This window comes from Lentimicrobium sp. S6 (assembly GCF_013166635.1).
GTDB lineage: Bacteria > Bacteroidota > Bacteroidia > Bacteroidales > UBA12170 > UBA12170.
In genome coordinates this window covers 18,858-38,237 of record NZ_JABKBZ010000055.1, presented here as the reverse complement: position 1 = coordinate 38,237, position 19,380 = coordinate 18,858, and the positions used below count along the sequence as shown (strand labels likewise).

Annotated in this window: 18 protein-coding genes and 1 pseudogene; 17 read left to right on the top strand and 2 right to left on the bottom strand. The window is 35.1% G+C overall.

What is annotated here, in order from left to right; genetic code table 11:
• From HNS40_RS23240 to HNS40_RS16075, 13 genes and pseudogenes are all read left to right on the top strand, one after another.
• Positions 1 to 163, top strand: a pseudogene (locus tag HNS40_RS23240) (IS982 family transposase); the annotation flags it as partial.
• Between the two features lie 134 nt (positions 164 to 297).
• Positions 298 to 891, top strand: a complete 594-nt coding sequence (locus tag HNS40_RS16130; RefSeq protein WP_172282702.1) for an AraC family transcriptional regulator — start codon at positions 298 to 300, stop codon at positions 889 to 891.
• Between the two features lie 145 nt (positions 892 to 1,036).
• Complete coding sequence (locus HNS40_RS16125) at positions 1,037 to 1,300, top strand: PqqD family protein (RefSeq protein WP_172282700.1); 264 nt, start codon at positions 1,037 to 1,039, stop codon at positions 1,298 to 1,300.
• Between the two features lie 12 nt (positions 1,301 to 1,312).
• Positions 1,313 to 2,359: an ATP-grasp domain-containing protein gene (locus HNS40_RS16120; RefSeq protein WP_172282698.1), complete on the top strand. Its 1,047-nt coding sequence runs from the start codon at positions 1,313 to 1,315 to the stop codon at positions 2,357 to 2,359.
• 10 nt (positions 2,360 to 2,369) lie between these two features.
• A complete protein-coding gene (locus tag HNS40_RS16115) occupies positions 2,370 to 3,710 on the top strand; it encodes an alanine racemase (protein ID WP_172282696.1) in 1,341 nt (446 codons plus the stop codon).
• Positions 3,711 to 3,816: 106 nt separating this feature from the next.
• On the top strand, positions 3,817 to 6,036 hold the full coding sequence (locus HNS40_RS16110) for an urea transporter (RefSeq protein ID WP_172282694.1): 2,220 nt from the start codon (positions 3,817 to 3,819) through the stop codon (positions 6,034 to 6,036).
• Positions 6,021 to 7,355: a tetratricopeptide repeat protein gene (locus HNS40_RS16105; protein ID WP_172282692.1), complete on the top strand. Its 1,335-nt coding sequence runs from the start codon at positions 6,021 to 6,023 to the stop codon at positions 7,353 to 7,355. Before HNS40_RS16110 ends, HNS40_RS16105 begins: the two co-directional genes overlap by 16 nt.
• Positions 7,343 to 7,966, top strand: a complete 624-nt coding sequence (locus HNS40_RS16100) for a tetratricopeptide repeat protein (protein WP_172282690.1) — start codon at positions 7,343 to 7,345, stop codon at positions 7,964 to 7,966. The genes HNS40_RS16105 and HNS40_RS16100 overlap by 13 nt, the downstream gene beginning before the upstream one ends.
• A gap of 10 nt (positions 7,967 to 7,976) precedes the next feature.
• Positions 7,977 to 8,777 (top strand): T9SS type A sorting domain-containing protein, encoded by an 801-nt coding sequence (locus HNS40_RS16095; RefSeq protein ID WP_172282688.1) that lies wholly within the window; start codon positions 7,977 to 7,979, stop codon positions 8,775 to 8,777.
• Positions 8,774 to 9,802: an acyltransferase gene (locus tag HNS40_RS16090; protein WP_172282686.1), complete on the top strand. Its 1,029-nt coding sequence runs from the start codon at positions 8,774 to 8,776 to the stop codon at positions 9,800 to 9,802. Before HNS40_RS16095 ends, HNS40_RS16090 begins: the two co-directional genes overlap by 4 nt.
• Before the next feature lie 588 nt (positions 9,803 to 10,390).
• Complete coding sequence (locus HNS40_RS16085) at positions 10,391 to 10,885, top strand: RNA polymerase sigma factor (RefSeq protein WP_172282684.1); 495 nt, start codon at positions 10,391 to 10,393, stop codon at positions 10,883 to 10,885.
• Entirely contained in the window at positions 10,869 to 11,510 is a 642-nt protein-coding gene (locus tag HNS40_RS16080) for a hypothetical protein (RefSeq protein ID WP_172282682.1), read from the top strand. Before HNS40_RS16085 ends, HNS40_RS16080 begins: the two co-directional genes overlap by 17 nt.
• Before the next feature lie 142 nt (positions 11,511 to 11,652).
• Positions 11,653 to 12,108 carry a hypothetical protein gene (locus tag HNS40_RS16075; RefSeq protein WP_172282680.1) on the top strand — a complete coding sequence of 152 codons (456 nt, stop codon included), beginning with the start codon at positions 11,653 to 11,655 and terminating at the stop codon, positions 12,106 to 12,108.
• A gap of 51 nt (positions 12,109 to 12,159) precedes the next feature.
• Here HNS40_RS16075 and HNS40_RS16070 read toward each other — a convergent pair whose 3' ends face one another.
• Entirely contained in the window at positions 12,160 to 12,771 is a 612-nt protein-coding gene (locus HNS40_RS16070) for a class I SAM-dependent methyltransferase (protein WP_172282678.1), read from the bottom strand.
• A 288-nt stretch (positions 12,772 to 13,059) separates the two neighbouring features.
• Between HNS40_RS16070 and HNS40_RS16065 the strand changes: the two genes are divergently transcribed.
• On the top strand, positions 13,060 to 15,834 hold the full coding sequence (locus HNS40_RS16065; RefSeq protein ID WP_216664184.1) for a glycoside hydrolase family 3 N-terminal domain-containing protein: 2,775 nt from the start codon (positions 13,060 to 13,062) through the stop codon (positions 15,832 to 15,834).
• A 93-nt stretch (positions 15,835 to 15,927) separates the two neighbouring features.
• Here the strand turns inward: HNS40_RS16065 and HNS40_RS16060 are convergent, their stop codons facing one another.
• On the bottom strand, positions 15,928 to 16,371 hold the full coding sequence (locus HNS40_RS16060; protein ID WP_172282674.1) for a DUF1573 domain-containing protein: 444 nt from the start codon (positions 16,369 to 16,371) through the stop codon (positions 15,928 to 15,930).
• 456 nt (positions 16,372 to 16,827) lie between these two features.
• On the opposite strand from HNS40_RS16060, the gene HNS40_RS16055 reads away from it, so the two are divergent.
• From HNS40_RS16055 to HNS40_RS16045, 3 genes are read left to right on the top strand one after another with little or no spacing between them, the layout of a single operon-like run.
• On the top strand, positions 16,828 to 18,096 hold the full coding sequence (locus HNS40_RS16055; protein WP_172282672.1) for a sensor histidine kinase KdpD: 1,269 nt from the start codon (positions 16,828 to 16,830) through the stop codon (positions 18,094 to 18,096).
• A gap of 1 nt (position 18,097) precedes the next feature.
• Complete coding sequence (locus HNS40_RS16050; RefSeq protein ID WP_172282670.1) at positions 18,098 to 18,793, top strand: response regulator transcription factor; 696 nt, start codon at positions 18,098 to 18,100, stop codon at positions 18,791 to 18,793.
• A 44-nt stretch (positions 18,794 to 18,837) separates the two neighbouring features.
• Entirely contained in the window at positions 18,838 to 19,368 is a 531-nt protein-coding gene (locus HNS40_RS16045; RefSeq protein WP_172282668.1) for a GNAT family N-acetyltransferase, read from the top strand.
• Positions 19,369 to 19,380: the final 12 nt, after the last annotated feature.

Genomic DNA, 19,380 nt, shown 5'->3' with positions numbered 1-19,380 from the left:
TGAACTAAAAAACATGTGCCAAATTGAACATTCTAGGCACAGAAGTTTTGAAAATTTTATCTCCAATATTATCGCCGCTCTTATCGCATATTCATTCTTTGCTAAAAAACCTTCTATAAAATATGATTTGGAGAAAGACGATCAATTAGCTCTGTTTTTATAATCGAACTCGGGTTACTATATAACTAGATTCTATATTCAAGAATAAACCAATCCTAGTCTATATCCCAATAAATCCTAGAATGCTTTCATTTTCCACTATTACATTCATCATTTTGTTTAATTTAGTTAGCTCAAATGAAGCAACAAGATAGTAATACAAATAAAAGGATTTTCATAAGTAATATGTTAGGTTACTGTTGTATAAGGGTGGTTAAAGAAGATTTGACCAAGCTTGGTATTTCTGTTGTTGATATAAAATTGGGAGAAGCCACCCTCAATTATGATCAAGATAAGGTTAGTAAGAAACAAATAGAAGAAGTATTACAAAATTTAGGAATGAGTCTGATCATTAGTAAAGATGAGATAATGGTAGAGCAAATCAAACAAACTGTAATCGAGTTGGTTCACTATATGAATAATGTGGATTCTATCTCTAGAAAATCGGAATACTTAGTGGAGAAACTAGGCAAAAGCTATCAAGCCTTGTCCAAAGTATTCTCAAAAGTTGAACCCATAACACTTGAGCGTTATATCATCCTTCAAAAAATAGAAAGAGTAAAAGAGTTGGCTGTGGAAGACCATATTTCATTAAGCGAAATTGCTTGGATGATGGATTATAGCAGCCCCCACCACTTGTCTAACCAGTTTAAATCCATTGTTGGGGTTTCCTTGTCTGACTTTAAAAAAAGTCCTTCTTTCTATAAGAAGTCACTCAACAAACTCTATTAATTCGGTCAGTATCATTCATAAATCTTGACTTATTCTTAAATAAACCTGTTTTATTAATAACACCACATTTTGTAAAAAAAAGACCAAATTATGTAACAATTCCCTTTGTTGCATCCCGTATTTTTGTCTTATAAATTATTGAAAAATGAATATAACAGAAGAAATAAAGATTAGCGACAATGGATTCGTTTTCAATTCCAAAACTGGGGATTCTTTTAATGTAAATCCAACAGGTCTAGAGTTAATAAAACTAATTGCTCAAAACATTGACTTCGATAGCATTAAAGAGATATTTATCCAGAAATATGATATCGATGATTTGGCTTTTGAGAAAGATTACCATGAGTTTTGCGCCATGGTTAACTATCATCAGGTTGCCACTACTGAAGATCCGCTTGATTTCAAATAAAACAAAACCAGCATGTCAACTTTACAACTTACAATAGCCGTTACTGGTCTAAACAATACCGATAACCCTGGCCCTGGAGTTCCCGTAATTCGATCCTTGAAAGACTCCAAAGCCTTCGATATTAAATTTATTGGATTAGTGTATGAAACCTTAGAGCCGGGCATATATATGGAGGGCTTATGTGATAAAATTTACCAAATCCCTTATCCTTCCGCTGGCACTAACGAATTAATCGATAGGATTGAGGAAATCCACCGTCGTGACCCCATCGATATTCTCATTCCCAATTTCGATGCTGAATTGTTTTCCTTTATGAAGAATGAAGTCCGCCTATTAGAAAGCGGTATTCGAACTTTTTTACCTACGATAAAACAATTCCAAGAAAGAGATAAAGATAAACTGCCGGAGTTTGGCGAAAAATATGATTTAAAAGTTCCTGCAAGTCTTAACTTAGGCAGCCAAAATCAGATTTCTCAAATCAAAGATAAGTTTGAATATCCGGTGATGGTGAAAGGAAAGTTTTATGATGCATATATGGCATATAATTCGGAGCAAGTAAAGCAGTCTTTCAATAAAATCTCCTCAAAATGGGGTTTACCAGTGATTATTCAAGAGTTTGTAAAGGGCACCGAGGTAAATGTAATTGCTCTTGGTGATGGAGAAGGAAATACCATTGCCGCCGTACCTATGCGAAAACAATATATTACTGACAAAGGGAAAGCTTGGGGGGGAATTACCCTTGCCGATAAAAAAATGTTAGAAATCACAAGCAACCTAATCCGTAAAACAAAGTGGAAAGGTGCTATGGAGCTTGAGTTAATAAAAACCGTTAAAGGAGAATATTACCTTCTCGAAATTAACCCTCGTATTCCTGCATGGGTTTATTTAGCTGTGGGTGCTGGTCAGAATATTCCTGAAGCATTAGTAAAATTGGCTTTAGGTCAGGAAGTAGCCCCACTAGAAGCTTACAGTTCAGGAAAAATGTTTGTGCGCTATTCATACGACATTATTGTGGATCTAGAGAAGTTTGAATCAATAGCAATGAACGGAGAATTATAAAAGAAATATCATGGAAAAGTTAAAATATACAAAACCCTCAATTAGTAAGATAAATGCCGGAATGCCAAGTAAATTTGGATTGCCAGTAAAACAAAAAATAATTTCAGAAATTGATGGAATAGCCGTTCCAAGCTTATTGGAAGCATATGGCTCGCCACTTTTTGTTTTTTCTGAAAAGACAATAAGAAACACTTTTGCAGAGGCCAAACAAGCCTTTGAAACTAGGTATCCTAAAGTACAATTTGCCTGGTCCTATAAAACCAATTACTTAGATGCTATCTGTAGTATTTATCATGATGAAGGTTCTTGGGCCGAAGTGGTTTCTGGTTTCGAGTTTGAAAAAGCACTTTCAAATGGAGTGAAGGGTTCTCAAATTTTGTTTAATGGTCCAGATAAATCCAAATCTGACTTAATCATGGCTATAGAGCATAATGCCTATATTCATATTGACCATTTCGATGAACTCTATTTGTTAATAGAAATCAGTCGTGAATTAAATAAGAAAGCGAGAGTGGCCATTAGAATAAACCTAGATGCTGGAATTTATCCCATGTGGGATCGTTTTGGTTTCAATTATGAAAATGGGGATGCTTGGAATGCCATAAATAGGATTATGTTAGCCGATAGTCTTGAGCTCATTGGTTTACACACTCATCTTGGCACCTACATTATGGCGCCATCAGCATATGGCATTGCTGCTTCTAAACTTTCAAACCTCTATATGGCAGTTCACCATAAATTCGATTATTGGTTAAAATATATAGATCTAGGTGGAGGCTTTGCTTCGAAAAACACTTTAAAAGGCGCCTATATGCCTGGCAGTGAAACCTGTCCTTCTTTTGACGATTATGCCGAGGCCATCTCCAATGCTTTGATTTCTTCGGAAATTCCTCATGAAAAACTACCTGTCTTATTTCTAGAAACGGGTAGAGCCTTAATAGATGATGCCGGTTATCTATTGACAACCGTGATTGCAAATAAACGCTTGAGCGACAGAAGACGCTCCATGGTGATTGATGCAGGGGTGAATCTTTTGTTTACCTCCTTTTGGTATAACCTAAATGTATACACCACCCGAGAACTCGACCATGCTGAAGAATCCTCCATATATGGTCCATTATGTATGAATATTGATGTGGTTCGTGAAGCTATTGTCATTCCGCAGGTTGGTGTGGGTGAGCCTTTAGTCATAGAGCGCGTGGGAGCATATAATGTTACTCAATCGATGCAATTTATCACCTATCGCCCCAATGTGATTTTAATTGATGAGGAGGGTGAAACACATGTGATCAGAAAAAAAGAAAGCTTAGAGTCCTTTAAAAATACGGAAAACAACCCCAAAAGAAAATAAAGCCCTCATTGTAAAAAGTAATTGATTAAATTTATCTTTCACTACGAATAAGACAGATTTCTTAATACCATTATTAAAAACATCATAAAAACCAAAGAAAATCAGAATGGAAAAAAACATTAGAATAATAAGCAAGGAGATTATATTTACTGTTTTGAATAGTTATTCCCAGGTGTTTTTTTCCACTTCTAAAATTCTGGCCATTGTTTTATTATTGATTAGTTTCTTTGATTATGGAGCTGGAATCGGTGGTTTAACTGCAGTAATCATAGCCAATATTCTGGCCCATTTTCTTGGATATAATGAGTACTATATAAAATCTGGATTATATGGATTTAATAGTTTGTTGGTTGGTTTGGGTGTTGGTTTAACTTTTCAACCCTCCATAGAATTATTTCTATTGATTGCCATTGCATCCACTACAGCCTTCTTTCTCACCATAGCTTTTCAAGGCGTGCTTGGGAAATATGGGCTTCCATTTTTAAGTATCCCTTTTTTAGCCACCATCTGGATTGTACTTTTAGCAGGAGGAGAACTCACAGCCCTCAATATCAGCGAAAGAGGAATCTATACCTATAATGAGCTCTATGGAATTGGTGGACAAGCCATGGTGAGTCTATACGATTGGTTGGACGGCTTAATCAGCTCTTCATTTCTTCGGATTTATTTTTATTCTCTTGGAGCTATATTTTTTCAAAAGGGCTTATTGGCCGGAATACTCATTTCACTTGGTCTTCTGATATATTCTCGAATTACCTTTGTTCTTTCAATTTTGGGATATACCATCTCCTACATTTTCTACATTTTTGTGGGAATTGAATTTAACTCACTGAGTTATACTTTTATTGGCTTTAATTATATTCTGACCGCTATAGCCCTAGGAGGATATTATCTTATCCCAGGCCGTACCAGCTTTGCATGGATAATGGTATTATTGCCCTCAGTGGTTTTAATAACTATTAGTACTCAGCAACTCTTTGCCCATTTCTATATTTCACCCTATTCTTTGCCATTCAATATGGTGGTATTGATGTTTTTATATTCTCTAAAACTAAGGGAGAAAAGAGCCAATAAGCTACTCGAAACACCAATCCAACTGGGCAACCCTGAGAAAAATCTTTATTTACAATCGGGTAATCTAAGGCGTTTTCCTGCAAGATTTCCAATTGCAGCTTCCCTACCTTTCTTTGGAGAATGGCAAGTCAGTCAGGGGCACAAAGGAGAGATTACTCACAAAGGAGCCTGGCAGAATGCATGGGATTTTGTGATAACAGATAATAAGGGCGAACAATACAAAGGCAGTGGTGATTTTGTAGAAGATTATTTCTGCTTTGGAAAAGCAATAACTGCACCTTTTGAAGGAACAGTGGTAGAAGTCGTTAACTCCATATCTGATAATACTATTGGCAATGTAGACATCATTAACAATTGGGGAAATACCGTTATCATAAAACATAGTCACACTATATTTTCCAAGTTGTGTCATCTAAAGCACCAGTCCGTTGCAGTAAAAGTAGGAGACCAGGTGAAAAAAGGACAGTTACTCGGGAAATGTGGAAACTCAGGTCGCTCCCCTTACCCACATTTACACTTTCAATTTCAACCCACACCATATATTGGCTCTACAACTCTAGATTACCCCATTGGACACTATCTTCTAAAAGGTGAAAAATACAATTTCGAAACCTTCTCTATTCCTCAAAAAGGACAGGTGGTGGCCAATCCTAGGAAAAATAATTTACTGACAAAGCTCCTCCATTTTATTCCTGGTCAAGGTATTTCTGGTGAATTTAGAATTGAAAATACAAAGACTGGAGTTCAGGAATACCATGAAGAATTCAATTGGAGAGTAAATACTGATGTGTTTAACTCGATTTATATAGAAAGCGAAGAGGATCATACTTTTGCCTACCTGTACAATAATGAGGAACAACATTATTTCACTAATTATATTGGTAAGAAAGAAACTGCCCTATATTGGTTTTTCTTGGCATTATTTAAAGTTCCTTTAGGCTTCTTGCCCAATAGCAATATTAAAGACAATGTTCCTATAAACCTCATGTTTGGTGGTGTTTCTTTGTTCCTTCAGGATATGATTGCGCCCATATATCTTTTTCTAAAAGCAGATTACAAACTAGAAATTGAAGAGGAAGGCGATATCCTTTTATCAGACCATATATTATTGAAATCAGAATTGACTAAAAAAATCGCCGGACAAAGCACAGAAAAATATCATTTCAAAACTAAACTCGATGAAAGTGGTGTTTTCGATATTGAGCTAGTTAATAAAGATTTAAAAATACAGATTACATGTCAAAAAAATTAGTCGTCATAAGCTTTTTATTGATGCTTTTTTCTGTTAGCTATGCACAGGAAAAGATGAACGATAGGGTAGTTGATATACAATCCTATCAACTTTTTCGTGAGGAAAAATGGCCAGAATTGATTCAATTGTCAGAGGAGGCTAGAGCACAAGGAATCGACTTTTATTATCTTCAATATCGAACTGGCATAGCTTGGTACAAGCAAGGTAAATATCGTAAAGCTTGTCAATATTTTATAGACGCATATGCTAAAGACCAATCCGACAACTGGCTTCAAGAGTATGTTTACTATAGTTTATTGTTTAGTGGTCGAAAACTAGAAGCCAATAAATATATCAGCTCCTTTTCCCAAGAAGTGAAAGAGAAGATAGGACTTCGCAAAACTGCAGTCGATTTCTTGGCATATGAAACCAATTATGGTTTTAATCAGGATTTTGATGAGTTAAGAGGTCGTGACTTTAGCAGTGAAGTAAACCTTGGTGAAGATTATGGAGAAGGCTATTTCTTAAAGAGCTACACCCAACAATCTTTAGATCTGAGCCACCATATAGGTTCTAATTTCACAGTGAATCATAACCTGAGTTATTATCACGTAACTCGTGATGCCATTGTTAACTGGGGAAAACAAACGAGCTCGCCCATTCGTGTTAATCAGTTTAACTATTATATAAATCCGGCATGGGTGATCGGGAAAAAATTCAATATTTCCCCTTCCCTTCTCTATATTTGGGGGACAAGTGATGTATATGCAGGTAAACTCATCAACAATTATAAGGACAAAGTATTCGATCTGAAAGAGTTTAAGTATAGCGATTATGTTTTCTCTACTGCATTTTGGTCTGACTTCGGAAATGTTTCGCCAGGATTGGAGCTTAATATAGGTAATATCAATAATTTAGATTTTAAACAATTGTCTGCTTGGATAACTTATTACCCATTATCAAACACAAAATTATTTATTAGACCAAGGGTGTATTTTAAGTCAAGCCCAGAGGAGAGTTTCGCATTTAACACTTTCGAAATATCTGCTGGAGCCTCCATTGGAAAAATCTATATTTCAGGACAATACTTGCGAGGTGATATGAAAAACTTCGTGGAATCAACAGGATATACCGTCTTTAATCTTCCTGGAAAATCCGATTATAAAATCATGGGAAGCATATACTTTCCGATTGATAAAAAATATCAATTTGTCCTTAGATATATTAATAGAAGTGTAAAGGAAAACTATCAAGTATATACTTTAGGAGAAAAAAGTACAAATTTAGAATACAAATATTTAATACACACAATAACAGCTGGAATATCATGGAAATTTTAAAAAAATATATTAGTCTTTTTATATTACTAATTCTTGCCAATATTGCTTATTCGCAATCAACTAATAATGAACTAGTGGAAGCTTTTTCAGAGAGCTATACCTACGAAAGAAACAGTGACTTTAGCGCCTCAATGGATGCCTTAAAAAAAGTTTATGATGAATCGTCCTACGAAATAAACCTTCGTTTGGGATGGCTTAATTATAATGCTGGCTTATTTGATGAATCCATCATATACTATAACAAAGCACAAGAGCTCAAACCTTATTCAGAAGAGGCTCGTTTTGGTTTAATCCTTCCCCTTTCAGCACTTGGGAAATGGGATAATGTTATAAAAACCTATGATGAAATACTCGAAGTAAACCCTAATAACACCACCGCTCTTTATAGATTGGGTTTGGTATATTACGGAAGAAAAGAATACAATACTGCCAATTCCCTTTTTAAGAAGGTCGTCGATTTATATCCCTTTGGTTATGATGGTCTGTTGATGCTCGCTTGGACCTCCTACTTCATGGGCAATAACAATCAAGCTAAAGTACTATTTAACAAGGTAAATTTATTTAATCCTGGTGACAAATCAGCCACAGAGGGATTAAGCTTAATCAAATAAATAAAATACAATGAAAAGATTTTTTTTAAGTACAGTATTATTATTATTATCAATTATCGCAGGTTTTGCACAAGTAACTTTTGAAAAAACCTATGACTATTCAGCTACAATAGTAAATCTTGAAACCATAGGTTTTAAATATTATTTAATGGATGTTCCGAATAGCGAATGTCGTATGTACAATATGGATCATTCTCTTTACAAGACTATTGACTGCCCTGTTCCTAATGGTTATTTTTTAGCTGATATTAAATATGTTTCAGAACAATTATTTGATACTGATTCTGAAATTGAGTTGGCATTTACCTATTATAAAATTGTGACTACTTCAACATCTTATTATTATATTTACGGGGCTAAAGTGATTACAGAAAACGGAAATGTTCTTCAAACCATAGATAATGCTCAATATATTTATATCAACCAAACAGATAATTATGAATATAAACTCTTTGCCTATTGTTTCGACTATTCGGTGAGTCCAGAAACCGTGTGGACAAATATTTATGGAGTTCCTGGCACCTCTGTCTCTGTAATATCATCTCCAAATAGCCAAGAGGATATTTTTCTAAATGCTTATCCAAACCCAGCAAAAGATGTGATTAAACTAGAATATCAACTTCCTGTAAATGTGATAAATGCTCAACTTTATGTCATAGATTCCAATGGAAATATGGTGAAAGATTTTATGATAGATAGCCATTCAAATAATATTACCATGAATGTAAATGACCTTTCCACTGGAGTTTACTATTACCATATTAAATATGATAAGTATCAATCTGAATCGCGAAAGATCATCGTACAATGAAACGATTTCCTTTACCCGATTTACTAAAAGGATTTGCGGTCTTTTTGATCGTTCCAGTTCATATTCTGGAAACATTTATCAATCTTCCCGGAAGAGAAAGTCTGTTCGGTAGAATTCTTTTATTACTCGGTGGACCCATTGCTGTACCTATTTTTATGATGGTAATGGGTTATTTTATTGGTCTAAATAAAAAAAGCCCATTGCAAAATGTTGTGCGGGGGATTTTTATTTTTGTATTGGGCTTGCTGCTCAATATTGGATTGAATTTCCATTTGCTACTAAAGATTTTTACCGAAGGTTGGTCATTAGATCCGCTTCAATTTATATTTGGAGTTGACATTTTCTATCTGGCTGGCTTAAGTATTGTGATACTTTCGGTTTTAAAAGCGATAGAAAAAGGACAAAAATGGCTGGTTTTTGGATTAATTTTATTGGTTGTAGGAAGCACCTCGTATTTGAATGAACTATTAATGGTAGCAGAACGAAATTACATTCTTGCTTTTATTGCAGGTAAATATTCTTGGTCCTATTTCCCACTATTTCCTTGGTTAGCTTATCCTTTGCTTGGATTCTTATTTCAAAAAATTGAGTTGCAAACCAAAGAACTGATTCAAAAATTTAAAAAGGGCGCTATCATTGTTTTAGGTTCTATACTCATTTTTGTACTTGCTTTTTCTGAATTTGGGATAGAAACCACCATAAACCTCAGCGAATATTATCACCATGACTTCTACTTCTTCTTATGGGCATTGGGTTTGGTCATTCTTTGGGTTACCCTATTTTGGTTTATTGTACAGAAGTTTCCTCAGTTTCCAGTTATTGTATTTCTGCGATGGTTGGGAAAAAATATCACTGTGTTTTATGTCATTCAATGGTTAATTATTGGAAACATTGCAACAGCCATATTTCAAACACAAGAGCTTTCGATGTTTATGTGGTGGTATGTTCCCATCTTCCTTTTAACAGTAGTTCTCACCTGGGGATTAGAAAAGATTAGAAAAGTAAAAAATCATTCTGAACAATAGTTTTCCTTCTGCTATTGCTTCCTAATGTTTGGAATTGAATCTTTTTTTAAAGAAAAACCAATTGCCGCCTTTAGAAGGAAAGAACTCAAAATACAGTTAGAAACTTAGGAAATTGGGGTCTAAAGATTTTTGAAAAAAGTCAACTCCGCCATTGAGTAAAAGTGTTAAACGGAAGTGACATTTCAAAGTGAATAAAAACAAAACTGTTTGACGCTCATTAGTTTTTGTTGGTAAACAAAAGCTAAAAGTTGGAGTTTTTTGTTTTCAGGAAGTAAAGTCACTGGAGTAGCCTTTAATCAACAGCGGAAATTTTTCCTACACTTTTTCCAAAAATGTGTAAAAAGAAATATTGTATTCATGCTTTTAAGATAAAGCACATCAAAACATGCTTGTCATGATATAGTGTATTTTCATGGGGTTTCGGCAAGGAAAAAACATGGATTATTTAATCTCCTACTTTATAGCGCGTAATCGAAATTGCATTTCGATTATCACTCCTAATTTCCAATAAATATCACAAAAAGAAAAAATATTTTCCCTTGGGGTGTAATAATCTGTAATTTCATACACTAATTAATAAAAAACGATTTGAGTTACGATTTTTACAGAACATTCATTTTACCCTATGCGGCCATCATCATTAAGATATGCCGTGCTTATACCAATACTCAGGAAGACTTTGAGGATTATTATCAGGAAGTCAGTCTGCAGATATGGAAAAGCAAAGACAATTTCAATGAGCAATCGGAATGGTCAACATGGGTATACAAGATATCACTGAATGTATGTTTAAGCCTCCTCAAGAAAAACAAGAAAAGTAATGTGCAGTATTTTGCTTCCGATGCTATTCCGAATGAAGTATTTGAAGACAATGCCGCCTTTTCTAACGATGCCCTAAACCATTTATACGCAGCCATAAAACACCTGTCGGAAGTGGATAGAGGAGTCATCTTACTTTACTTGGAAGAGAAATCGTATCAGGAAATCGCCGATATCATGGGAACCAATCCCAATAATATAGGTGTGAGAATTAAAAGGATTAAAGAACGATTAAAGAAGATATTAGATGGACAAGACAATTGAAAACATCTGGAAAGAGGGATTTGTAAATGCAGAAGAAATCACGGTTCCCAAAATCAATAATTTATACAATCAGAAATCGATACATATCATTGAAAAAATAAAGAGGATGAACAAAATCAACCTCATTGCTATTGCTGTAGGAGCACCCATATTCCTTGTGATAACTTATTTTATGCATTTTCCCTTAACAGGAATCGCCACCTTCATCATCCTCGCAGTGATACTATATGTAAACCGGAATTTGATGAAAGGTTTTGACACCATCGATAAAGGGAATAACAGCTATGAGTATTTGAGCTCCTTTAATATCTGGTTAAAAAAACAATTGTCTATCAATAGAAAGATGGCTGGCTATTATTATCCAGCTCTATTTTTAGCAGTGGTAATAGGTTTATGGTTTAGTCCGGGCATACAACATGTGTTTCAAGAAATACTCGCCAAGCCCCATGAGATATACCTAGTTGGAGACTTCCCCATTCTTTGGACCATTCCAATTCTGATCATCACTATTGCTTTGGCATTTTTTGGAGGGCGTTTGTATAATTTCGATGTGAAATTGGTATATGGACCTGTATATAAAAAGCTAGATGATATTTTGGCTGATATGGAAGATTTGAGAAAATAATTGGTTGGAAGTCAGAAGCTCGAAGTGAGAAGGTAAAAAAAAAGTTAGAAGTAGGAAGTAAGAAGGCAGAAGTTGGATGACCGATGAGGGAAGAAGATGAGTATTATTGAGGCTTTAGGCTTCATATTTAAATAAGAAAGAAATGAAAATAGATAAAACCATTGACCTGTTTGAAGGTCTGAAATCAAGAACAGATAAAAAATCGGAAATTAAGATTTATACTAAATTTCAGAAACTACTAGTTAGTATCAAAAATAAAGGATTGGAGGAAAATCAGTTAACAGCCATTGAAGAAAAATTAGACTCTCTGGAACTGAATTCTTCACCCCAAAATCCAAGAAGGTTTTTCAGGAAAAAAATCAATGTTTTGGTGAATTTTCTCCAAAAAGAATTCTCCTATGTTCAAGAAGGTTATTATAAAAGCCTATACATGGCTTTAGGAATGAGCTTTGGAGTAGCAATTGGCGCCTCAATAGGAGCAACTGCTGGTCAATCGAATGGAATTGCTTTAGGTTTGGTACTTGGCATGACCATTGGAATTGTTTTGGGGCAAGCAAAAGATAAACAGTCTGAGAAAAAGGGATTGGTATTAAAATAATACAAGAGATTAAAATGCACCTTTATGACCGAACAGAATAATAGGTACTTTTTATTTATTCCCTGTCAATAAAAAAACTGGGTACTTCCCATAGGGTTTTTCAATGATGCTGGCAGATTGGATTTTCAAATTTTTAAACCCTACATGTTTTGCTATCTCTAAAAACTCAGCTCTATCAAAACCAAGATGATGCACTCCCGTATTCTCTTTATGAAAACTCCCATTTTCACTGTCCAAATCAGCAATAGCAATGATTCCATTTTCGGCTAACATATTGTGAAACTTCTTAAAAAGTGCAGAAATATCTTTCACATGATGTATGGTCATTGAAGAAATAATACCATCGAATTGTCGTTCTAGGTTTTCTTTGGTCAAATCCATTTCCATAATCTCTAGCTCACATTTTATAAGATCTCGTTTGCTTTCTAAAACCTCATTCATAGATTTTGAAATATCAATGGCTGTGATTTTTCCTACAGAAGGCGCAATGTCAGACAAAAGCAAACCTGTCCCTGAACCAAAATCCATGATGCTCATGCTTTGTTTATAATCCGCTTCTTTCATCATAAGTTGAGCTATATTGGAAACGTTTTTCCTTCTAGCTACTTCTCTATCGTAATCCTCAGCTTTTCCTTCAAAAAAATCTTTTGGGTTTACATTCATAGTTTGTCTTTCTATTTTTAGCGTACAAAGCTAATCATAATTGATGTTTCATTTCATTGAAATGCTATTGTGAATATCCAGCGACGGAAAGACCAAAATCCAAGCTCAAGTTTTGAAATAATTCATGAAAACTATTTTTTGATGCTTATTAGTTTTGAAAATCACTGTAAAGCTTGTAAAATAGCCTATTTTGTTCTTTTTGATGTGTTTTTGATGTAGTGTGAAATGACCTAAAAAGTAATAATTGCACGTATTTTTGTGCCAAATTATAAGTCAAACATAATCAAAATGAGATCAACTTTATTAATACTTTTAAGTCTAATTTTTTCTATCACTGCCTTTGCACAAACTCTTAGTGTTGATGAAAAAGTAGACAGTCTCCTTCAGCTCATGACCCTTGAAGAAAAAATTGGTCAGATGACTCAAGCCGAAAGAGGAGCTCTAGAAACCATAACTGACATTTCTTATTATTCATTAGGCTCTTTATTAAGTGGAGGAGGCTCTACTCCTGTACCCAATTCACAAGCGGCTTGGGCCAATATGTATGATGAATACCAAAACATCGCTTTAAATAGTAGATTAGGAATTCCTCTGGTTTATGGAGTAGATGCAGTTCATGGTCATAATAATGTTTATGGTGCTGTTATATTTCCTCATAATATTGGCTTGGGATGTACTTGGAATCCAAATTTAGTAACGACCATTAATCAAATTACAGCCAAGGAAGTGGCCGCAACAGGAATCGATTGGACTTTTAGTCCTTGCATAGCAGTACCTAGAAACGAAAGGTGGGGAAGAACTTATGAAGGCTTTGGCGAAACTGCAGAAGTTCAAAAAATGATGGCTTCGGCTTCGGTAATTGGACTGCAGGGAGAAAGTTTAACATCCTCCGAAACTATTTTAGCATGTGCCAAGCATTTTGTGGGCGATGGAGGAACAATGAATGGTATCGACCAAGGAAACACTGTTGTTTCAGAAGAGGTATTACGGGAGCTTCATATGGCCGGATATATTGATGCCGTCGAGCAAAATGTAGGAACAGTTATGGCTTCCTATAATAGTTGGAATGGCCAAAAATTACATGGTCATGATTACCTGCTCAATGATGTATTGAAAGAGGAATTGGGATTTGAAGGCTTTGTGATTTCTGATTGGAAAGGCGTAGATCAGGTAGATGAAGATTATAGAGAAGCGGTAAAAAGGTCGGTAAATGCAGGTATCGATATGGTGATGGTTCCAGACAGATATATCTATTTCATCAGCATTTTAAAAAGCTTGGTGGCAGATGGAGAAGTCAGTTTAGAAAGAATTAATGATGCGACCAGAAGGATATTAAAGCAGAAATTTCTATTAAATTTATTTGAGGAGCCTTTAACAGATCCAAGTTTAGCTGCCGATTTTGGTTCACAAGCACATAGAGATATAGCCAGACAAGCGGTAAGAGAGTCCAGCGTTTTACTAAACTCAAAAATAAATGTTCTTCCACTCCAAAAAAATAATCAGAAGATATTAGTTGCTGGTAAATTGGCCAATAATTTAGGTGCGCAGTGTGGTGGATGGTCTATTTCTTGGCAGGGTTCTAACGGGCAAATTACAGAAGGAACCAACATACTCCAAGGCATTCAGAATCTAGCAGAAACCAGTGAAGTTATTTATTCTGAGCTTGGTGATTATAACGAAAGTGTTGATGTGGCAGTAGTAGTAGTTGGAGAAAACCCTTATGCCGAAGGTGCTGGAGATAGAAACGATTTACATCTAGAATCTGACGAAATTAGTCTTATCAAGCGATTAAAAAATAAAGGAATCCCTGTTGTTACCGTATTGATTTCAGGTCGCCCTATGATTATTAGCGATGTGTTGCCCTATACCGATGCGTTTATTGCTGCATGGCTTCCTGGAAGTGAAGGCGAAGGTATTGCCGAAATCCTTTTCGGTGACCATAATCCCAGCGGAAAATTGGCGCACACTTGGCCCAGAAAAATGAGTCAAATTCCCATCAATTTTGGGGATAACAAACCAGGCCTTTTTGATTATAAACATGGGCTCCAACAATTTTCAAGCTTGGCAAACAGCACTCATTTATCACCTTATGCTGCCATTTGTCCTGGAGATGGTCAATCTGTTCTATTAGCAATATCGGATAAGATTTCTATTCTTGATTATGAAAATGAGGATTTTGTGATCAAAATAGACGGAGTAGCTGTCCCCAATATCATTAGTGATATTAGTATTTGGGAGGATGATGAAAGTATATTAGTGATAGCCCTAAACTCGGAACTAGAATCCTCTGATGAAGATTTGAGTATTTCATATATCGGTAGTGGTATTCAATCCAGCACTTTAGAATTGGAGCCATTTGAAGACTTCTATATCTGCAATGATATTGGCGCGTCACCTGGAAGCAATGATATTCCGGGAAAGATACAGGCGGAGAATTATTACGATATGTTGGGCATTCAAACGGAAGAATGTACCGATATTGGAGGAGGAATTAATGTGGGCTATATAGAACCTGGTGATTGGATGAAGTATGTAGTTGATGTCAAACAATCTGGAATATATCAATTAAAAAGCAGAATGTCAGGCTATAATTCAGGAAGTTTACGCTTTCAATTTGATGAAGGCATAGAGGCCAGCGTAAATTATACTTCCACCGATGGATGGCAAAATTGGGAGGATTTTTCCACAGAAGTATATTTAAATCAAGGAGAAACCATCATGACAGTATTGGCCCAAACCGATGCTTTTAATATTAACTATTATGATTTTGATTTGGTAGATGGTATCCTAGATAACACATCCTCTATAAAAGATATACAGGTGCTTCCAAATCCTGTTCGGTCTAAGTTTCAAGTAAAACTAATGAGCCAATCTTCAAAGGCTATTCATATCAATTTATACTATATGTCCGGAGTTTTAGCACAAAACCTTTATCATGGAATGATAAATACAGGGGGAAATACTTTTGATTTCATTATGAATTCGGATCTCCCTTCTGGTTTATATTTTGTTGAGATTAAAGACGATGAAAAGAGACATTTCTTGAAAATTATTAAGGAGTAATTGATTTCTTTTCAAACTAAAAAAAGAGTTTGCTCATCAGCTATGAATTACAAAACACATAAGCAATAAGCAAACTCTTCGCTACCATCGATATTATTTCAAACCAATAGTTTGGTCTTCCTCAACCACACCTTTAATAATTAAGGTATAGGGCTTAAAATCATTAGTGGTAACTCTTAATGACTTTCTAAATGCACCTAATTTTTTTGCATTATAAGTGGCGGTAATTGTGGATGATTCGCCTGGCATCACTGGAGATTTATCGTAACCTGTAACTGTACAACCACAAGAAGATTTCACTTTTGAAATGATAACAGGTTCCTTACTCGTATTGGTAAATACGAATTCAGCTTCTGCTGCTATGTTTTTAGGAATATTTCCAAAATCATATTCCTGAGAATCCCATTTTACCTTCGATGGACTTTCGGTTGTTTCACTAGTTTCTGTGCTCGATTTTACTTGATGAGCTGTTTGAGATAATACGGTTGTTGAAATAAATGCCATCAGGCATAAGCTTAAAAATAATTTTGTTTTCATGATCCTTTTTTTTGATTTTTAATTACAGAGCAAATGTAGGAGCAAGTTAGGCTGACCTATGTTAATGACTTTCAAATACTTGTTAATGAAGTGTAAATGGATTAGTATTTAAGCATTTAATCTTTAATTTTACACTGACGAAACGATTGGGAGGAAGCTATCAATAAGTGTAATTAGCCTGTTGCTATTTAAATATTAGCTTTGCCCCTACCCTTTAGGGAGACTGATTTTCAACGGATACTTCCTTTTTGTATAAAGGCAAATAGGCATTGGAAATCGATATTTATGAACTTTTTGGACATGCTTAAGATATAACAGATTTCAGAGGTTCTAGAAATAGTAAAATTCGAGGCGCAAATAAATTTCAAATCTGAGTTTACTATAGTAAATGAAGATTTTAAATTGATGAAGCAACGAAGAAGTTTGCATTTATAGGACCTCAAGAAAAAACCAAATATGAAGAAGAATAGGATATATAGTGTTATTATCTTAGGGAGTATTTCCCTAGTAGGCATCATTATATTCCAGGTATTCTGGATTTATAATACTTTCAGCTCAGATCAAAAACAACTGGATTTGAGTATCAAGAGTGCTCTTTTTAATGTGGCTCACCAAATGGCGGAGTTCAACGATTCTCAAAAGCCAAACATCAATCCCGTCAATCAAGTTTCCTCCAATAATTTCATAGTGAATATTGATGACATTATCGACCCTATTATCCTAGAGCATTTCCTCGAGACAGAGTTTGATAACAGCCATATCCACATAGATTATGAGTATGCCATTTACGATTGCGATAGCGATGCTATGGTTCATGTGAAAAGGATAAATGTAAGCGGAAAAAAGGAAAAACAACTGGAGGAGGGTGCTTTTAAAAAGTTCGACGATTTTAATTATTATTTCTCCATCCGGTTCCCAAGCAAAACCAGGTCGGTACTGCAAGATATGAATGTTTGGGCCATTTCGGGTTTTGTTTTAATTACTGCGTTCCTGTTTTTTATCTATGCTATTTTTGTCATCATTCGTCAGAAAAAACTCTCAGAGGTACAGAAAGATTTTATAAATAATATGACTCATGAGCTTAAAACGCCCATTTCTACCATTGGAATTTCTGCTCAAGTGATTTCGGAACCTAATATTGCCAATCAGCCAGAACGTCTAGCACAATATGCCAGCATCATCACTCATCAAAACCAACGATTGGAGAAACAAGTAGAGAAAGTATTGAAATCTACTTTGTCCGAAAAAGGAAAGATTCATTTGGAGCTAGAAGCATTCTCTTTAAATGATTGTATAAACCATGTGATTCGTGATTTTGAGCTGAAGGCCAAGGAGAAAGCAGGCGAAATCATTTTCCATTCCGATGATAATGTAGAGATCATCAAAGCCGACAAAAGCCATTTCGAAAATCTCCTGTTCAACCTTTTAGATAATGCCTTAAAATACTGTGATGTAAATCCGAAAGTAGAAGTATCTGCTCGATTAGAATCCTCAAAAATACATCTATCCATTGCCGATAATGGAATTGGAATAGATGATAAATTTAGAAAAAAGATCTTCAATAAATTCTTTAGAATTCCCACCGGTGACATTCACAATGTAAAAGGATTTGGTTTGGGATTAGACTATGTAAAAAACATAGTAAATGCCCATAACTGGAAAATTAAGGTGAAGTCAAGATCCGAAAAAGGAAGTATATTTACCATTATAATGAACGCAAAATAACATGAGCAAAAAGCCAAAAATACTGTATGTAGAAGACGATATTTACTTGAGTTTTGTAACCAAAGATAACTTGGAGATTAAAGGATACGACATCGATTGGCAAAAGGATGGGGAGGCCGCTATTCAAGCTTTCTCTGAGCATGAATTTGATTTATGTATTCTAGATATCATGCTGCCCAAGCTAGATGGTTTCTCTGTGGCAGAGGCTATAAGAAAAGAAAATCAAGATATTCCTATTCTGTTTCTCTCGGCCAAAACCCTGAAAGAAGATCGCATCAAAGGATTAACCATTGGCGCCGATGATTATATCACCAAACCCTTTAGTATTGAAGAACTGGTATTGAAGATTGAGGTGTTTTTGAAGCGAAACAAAGTGAAGAAAGTAGAAACCCAAAGCAGTATTGCAGAGTTGGGTAAGTTCTATTTCGATTTTGAGAACCTCGAGTTATCCGAGAACAATAATGCCCAGCGGCTTACTCTTCGTGAAGCTGAATTGCTGCATCTTTTCTGTCAAAACAAGAATAAACTCCTTAAAAAAGAAGACATCCTCAATACCCTCTGGAAAGATGACAGCTATTTTCTGAGCAGAAGCCTCGATGTATTTGTATCCCGCCTTCGTAAACTCCTCAAAAAAGATCCTCGTTTAAATATTGAGAATATCCATGGGGTTGGATTTATTTTTAAGGTGGAAACGTAAATTGGATAGTTTAATTTAATGAACATAAGTTTTTATCCATAAAAATGAAAATAGACCGACACAGAATTCATGATGTTAAGGGTTCACAGTTTAAGAATGCCTGGAATCTTTATCATAGTTCTTTTCCCATTGAAGAGAGAAGAGAAATGAACAGCCAAAAAATGGTAATGCCTAAAAAGGAATATCACTTTGACTTGATATATACTGGGGAGGTTTTTATTGGAATATTTCTGTGGTGGAAATTTGAGAAATTGAGATATATTGAGCATTTCGCCATAGAAATAGAACATAGAAGCCATGGCTTTGGCTCCCAAATTCTAAATCATTTTATTGCAGAATCCAACAGTCCCATCATTTTGGAAGTGGAAAAACCCATATCACTCGTCCAGCAAAAACGCATTCAATTCTATAAACACCTAGGTTTCCATTTAAATAATCATGATTATCAACAACCACCCTATTCTAAATATCAACCTCCTCTCCCATTATTATTGATGAGCTGGCCTAATACTTTAGCTCTTCAAAATTATGATTATTTTATTCAAGAATGTCACCCTATTATTTTTCCAACTTGAAACTGGTCTCCG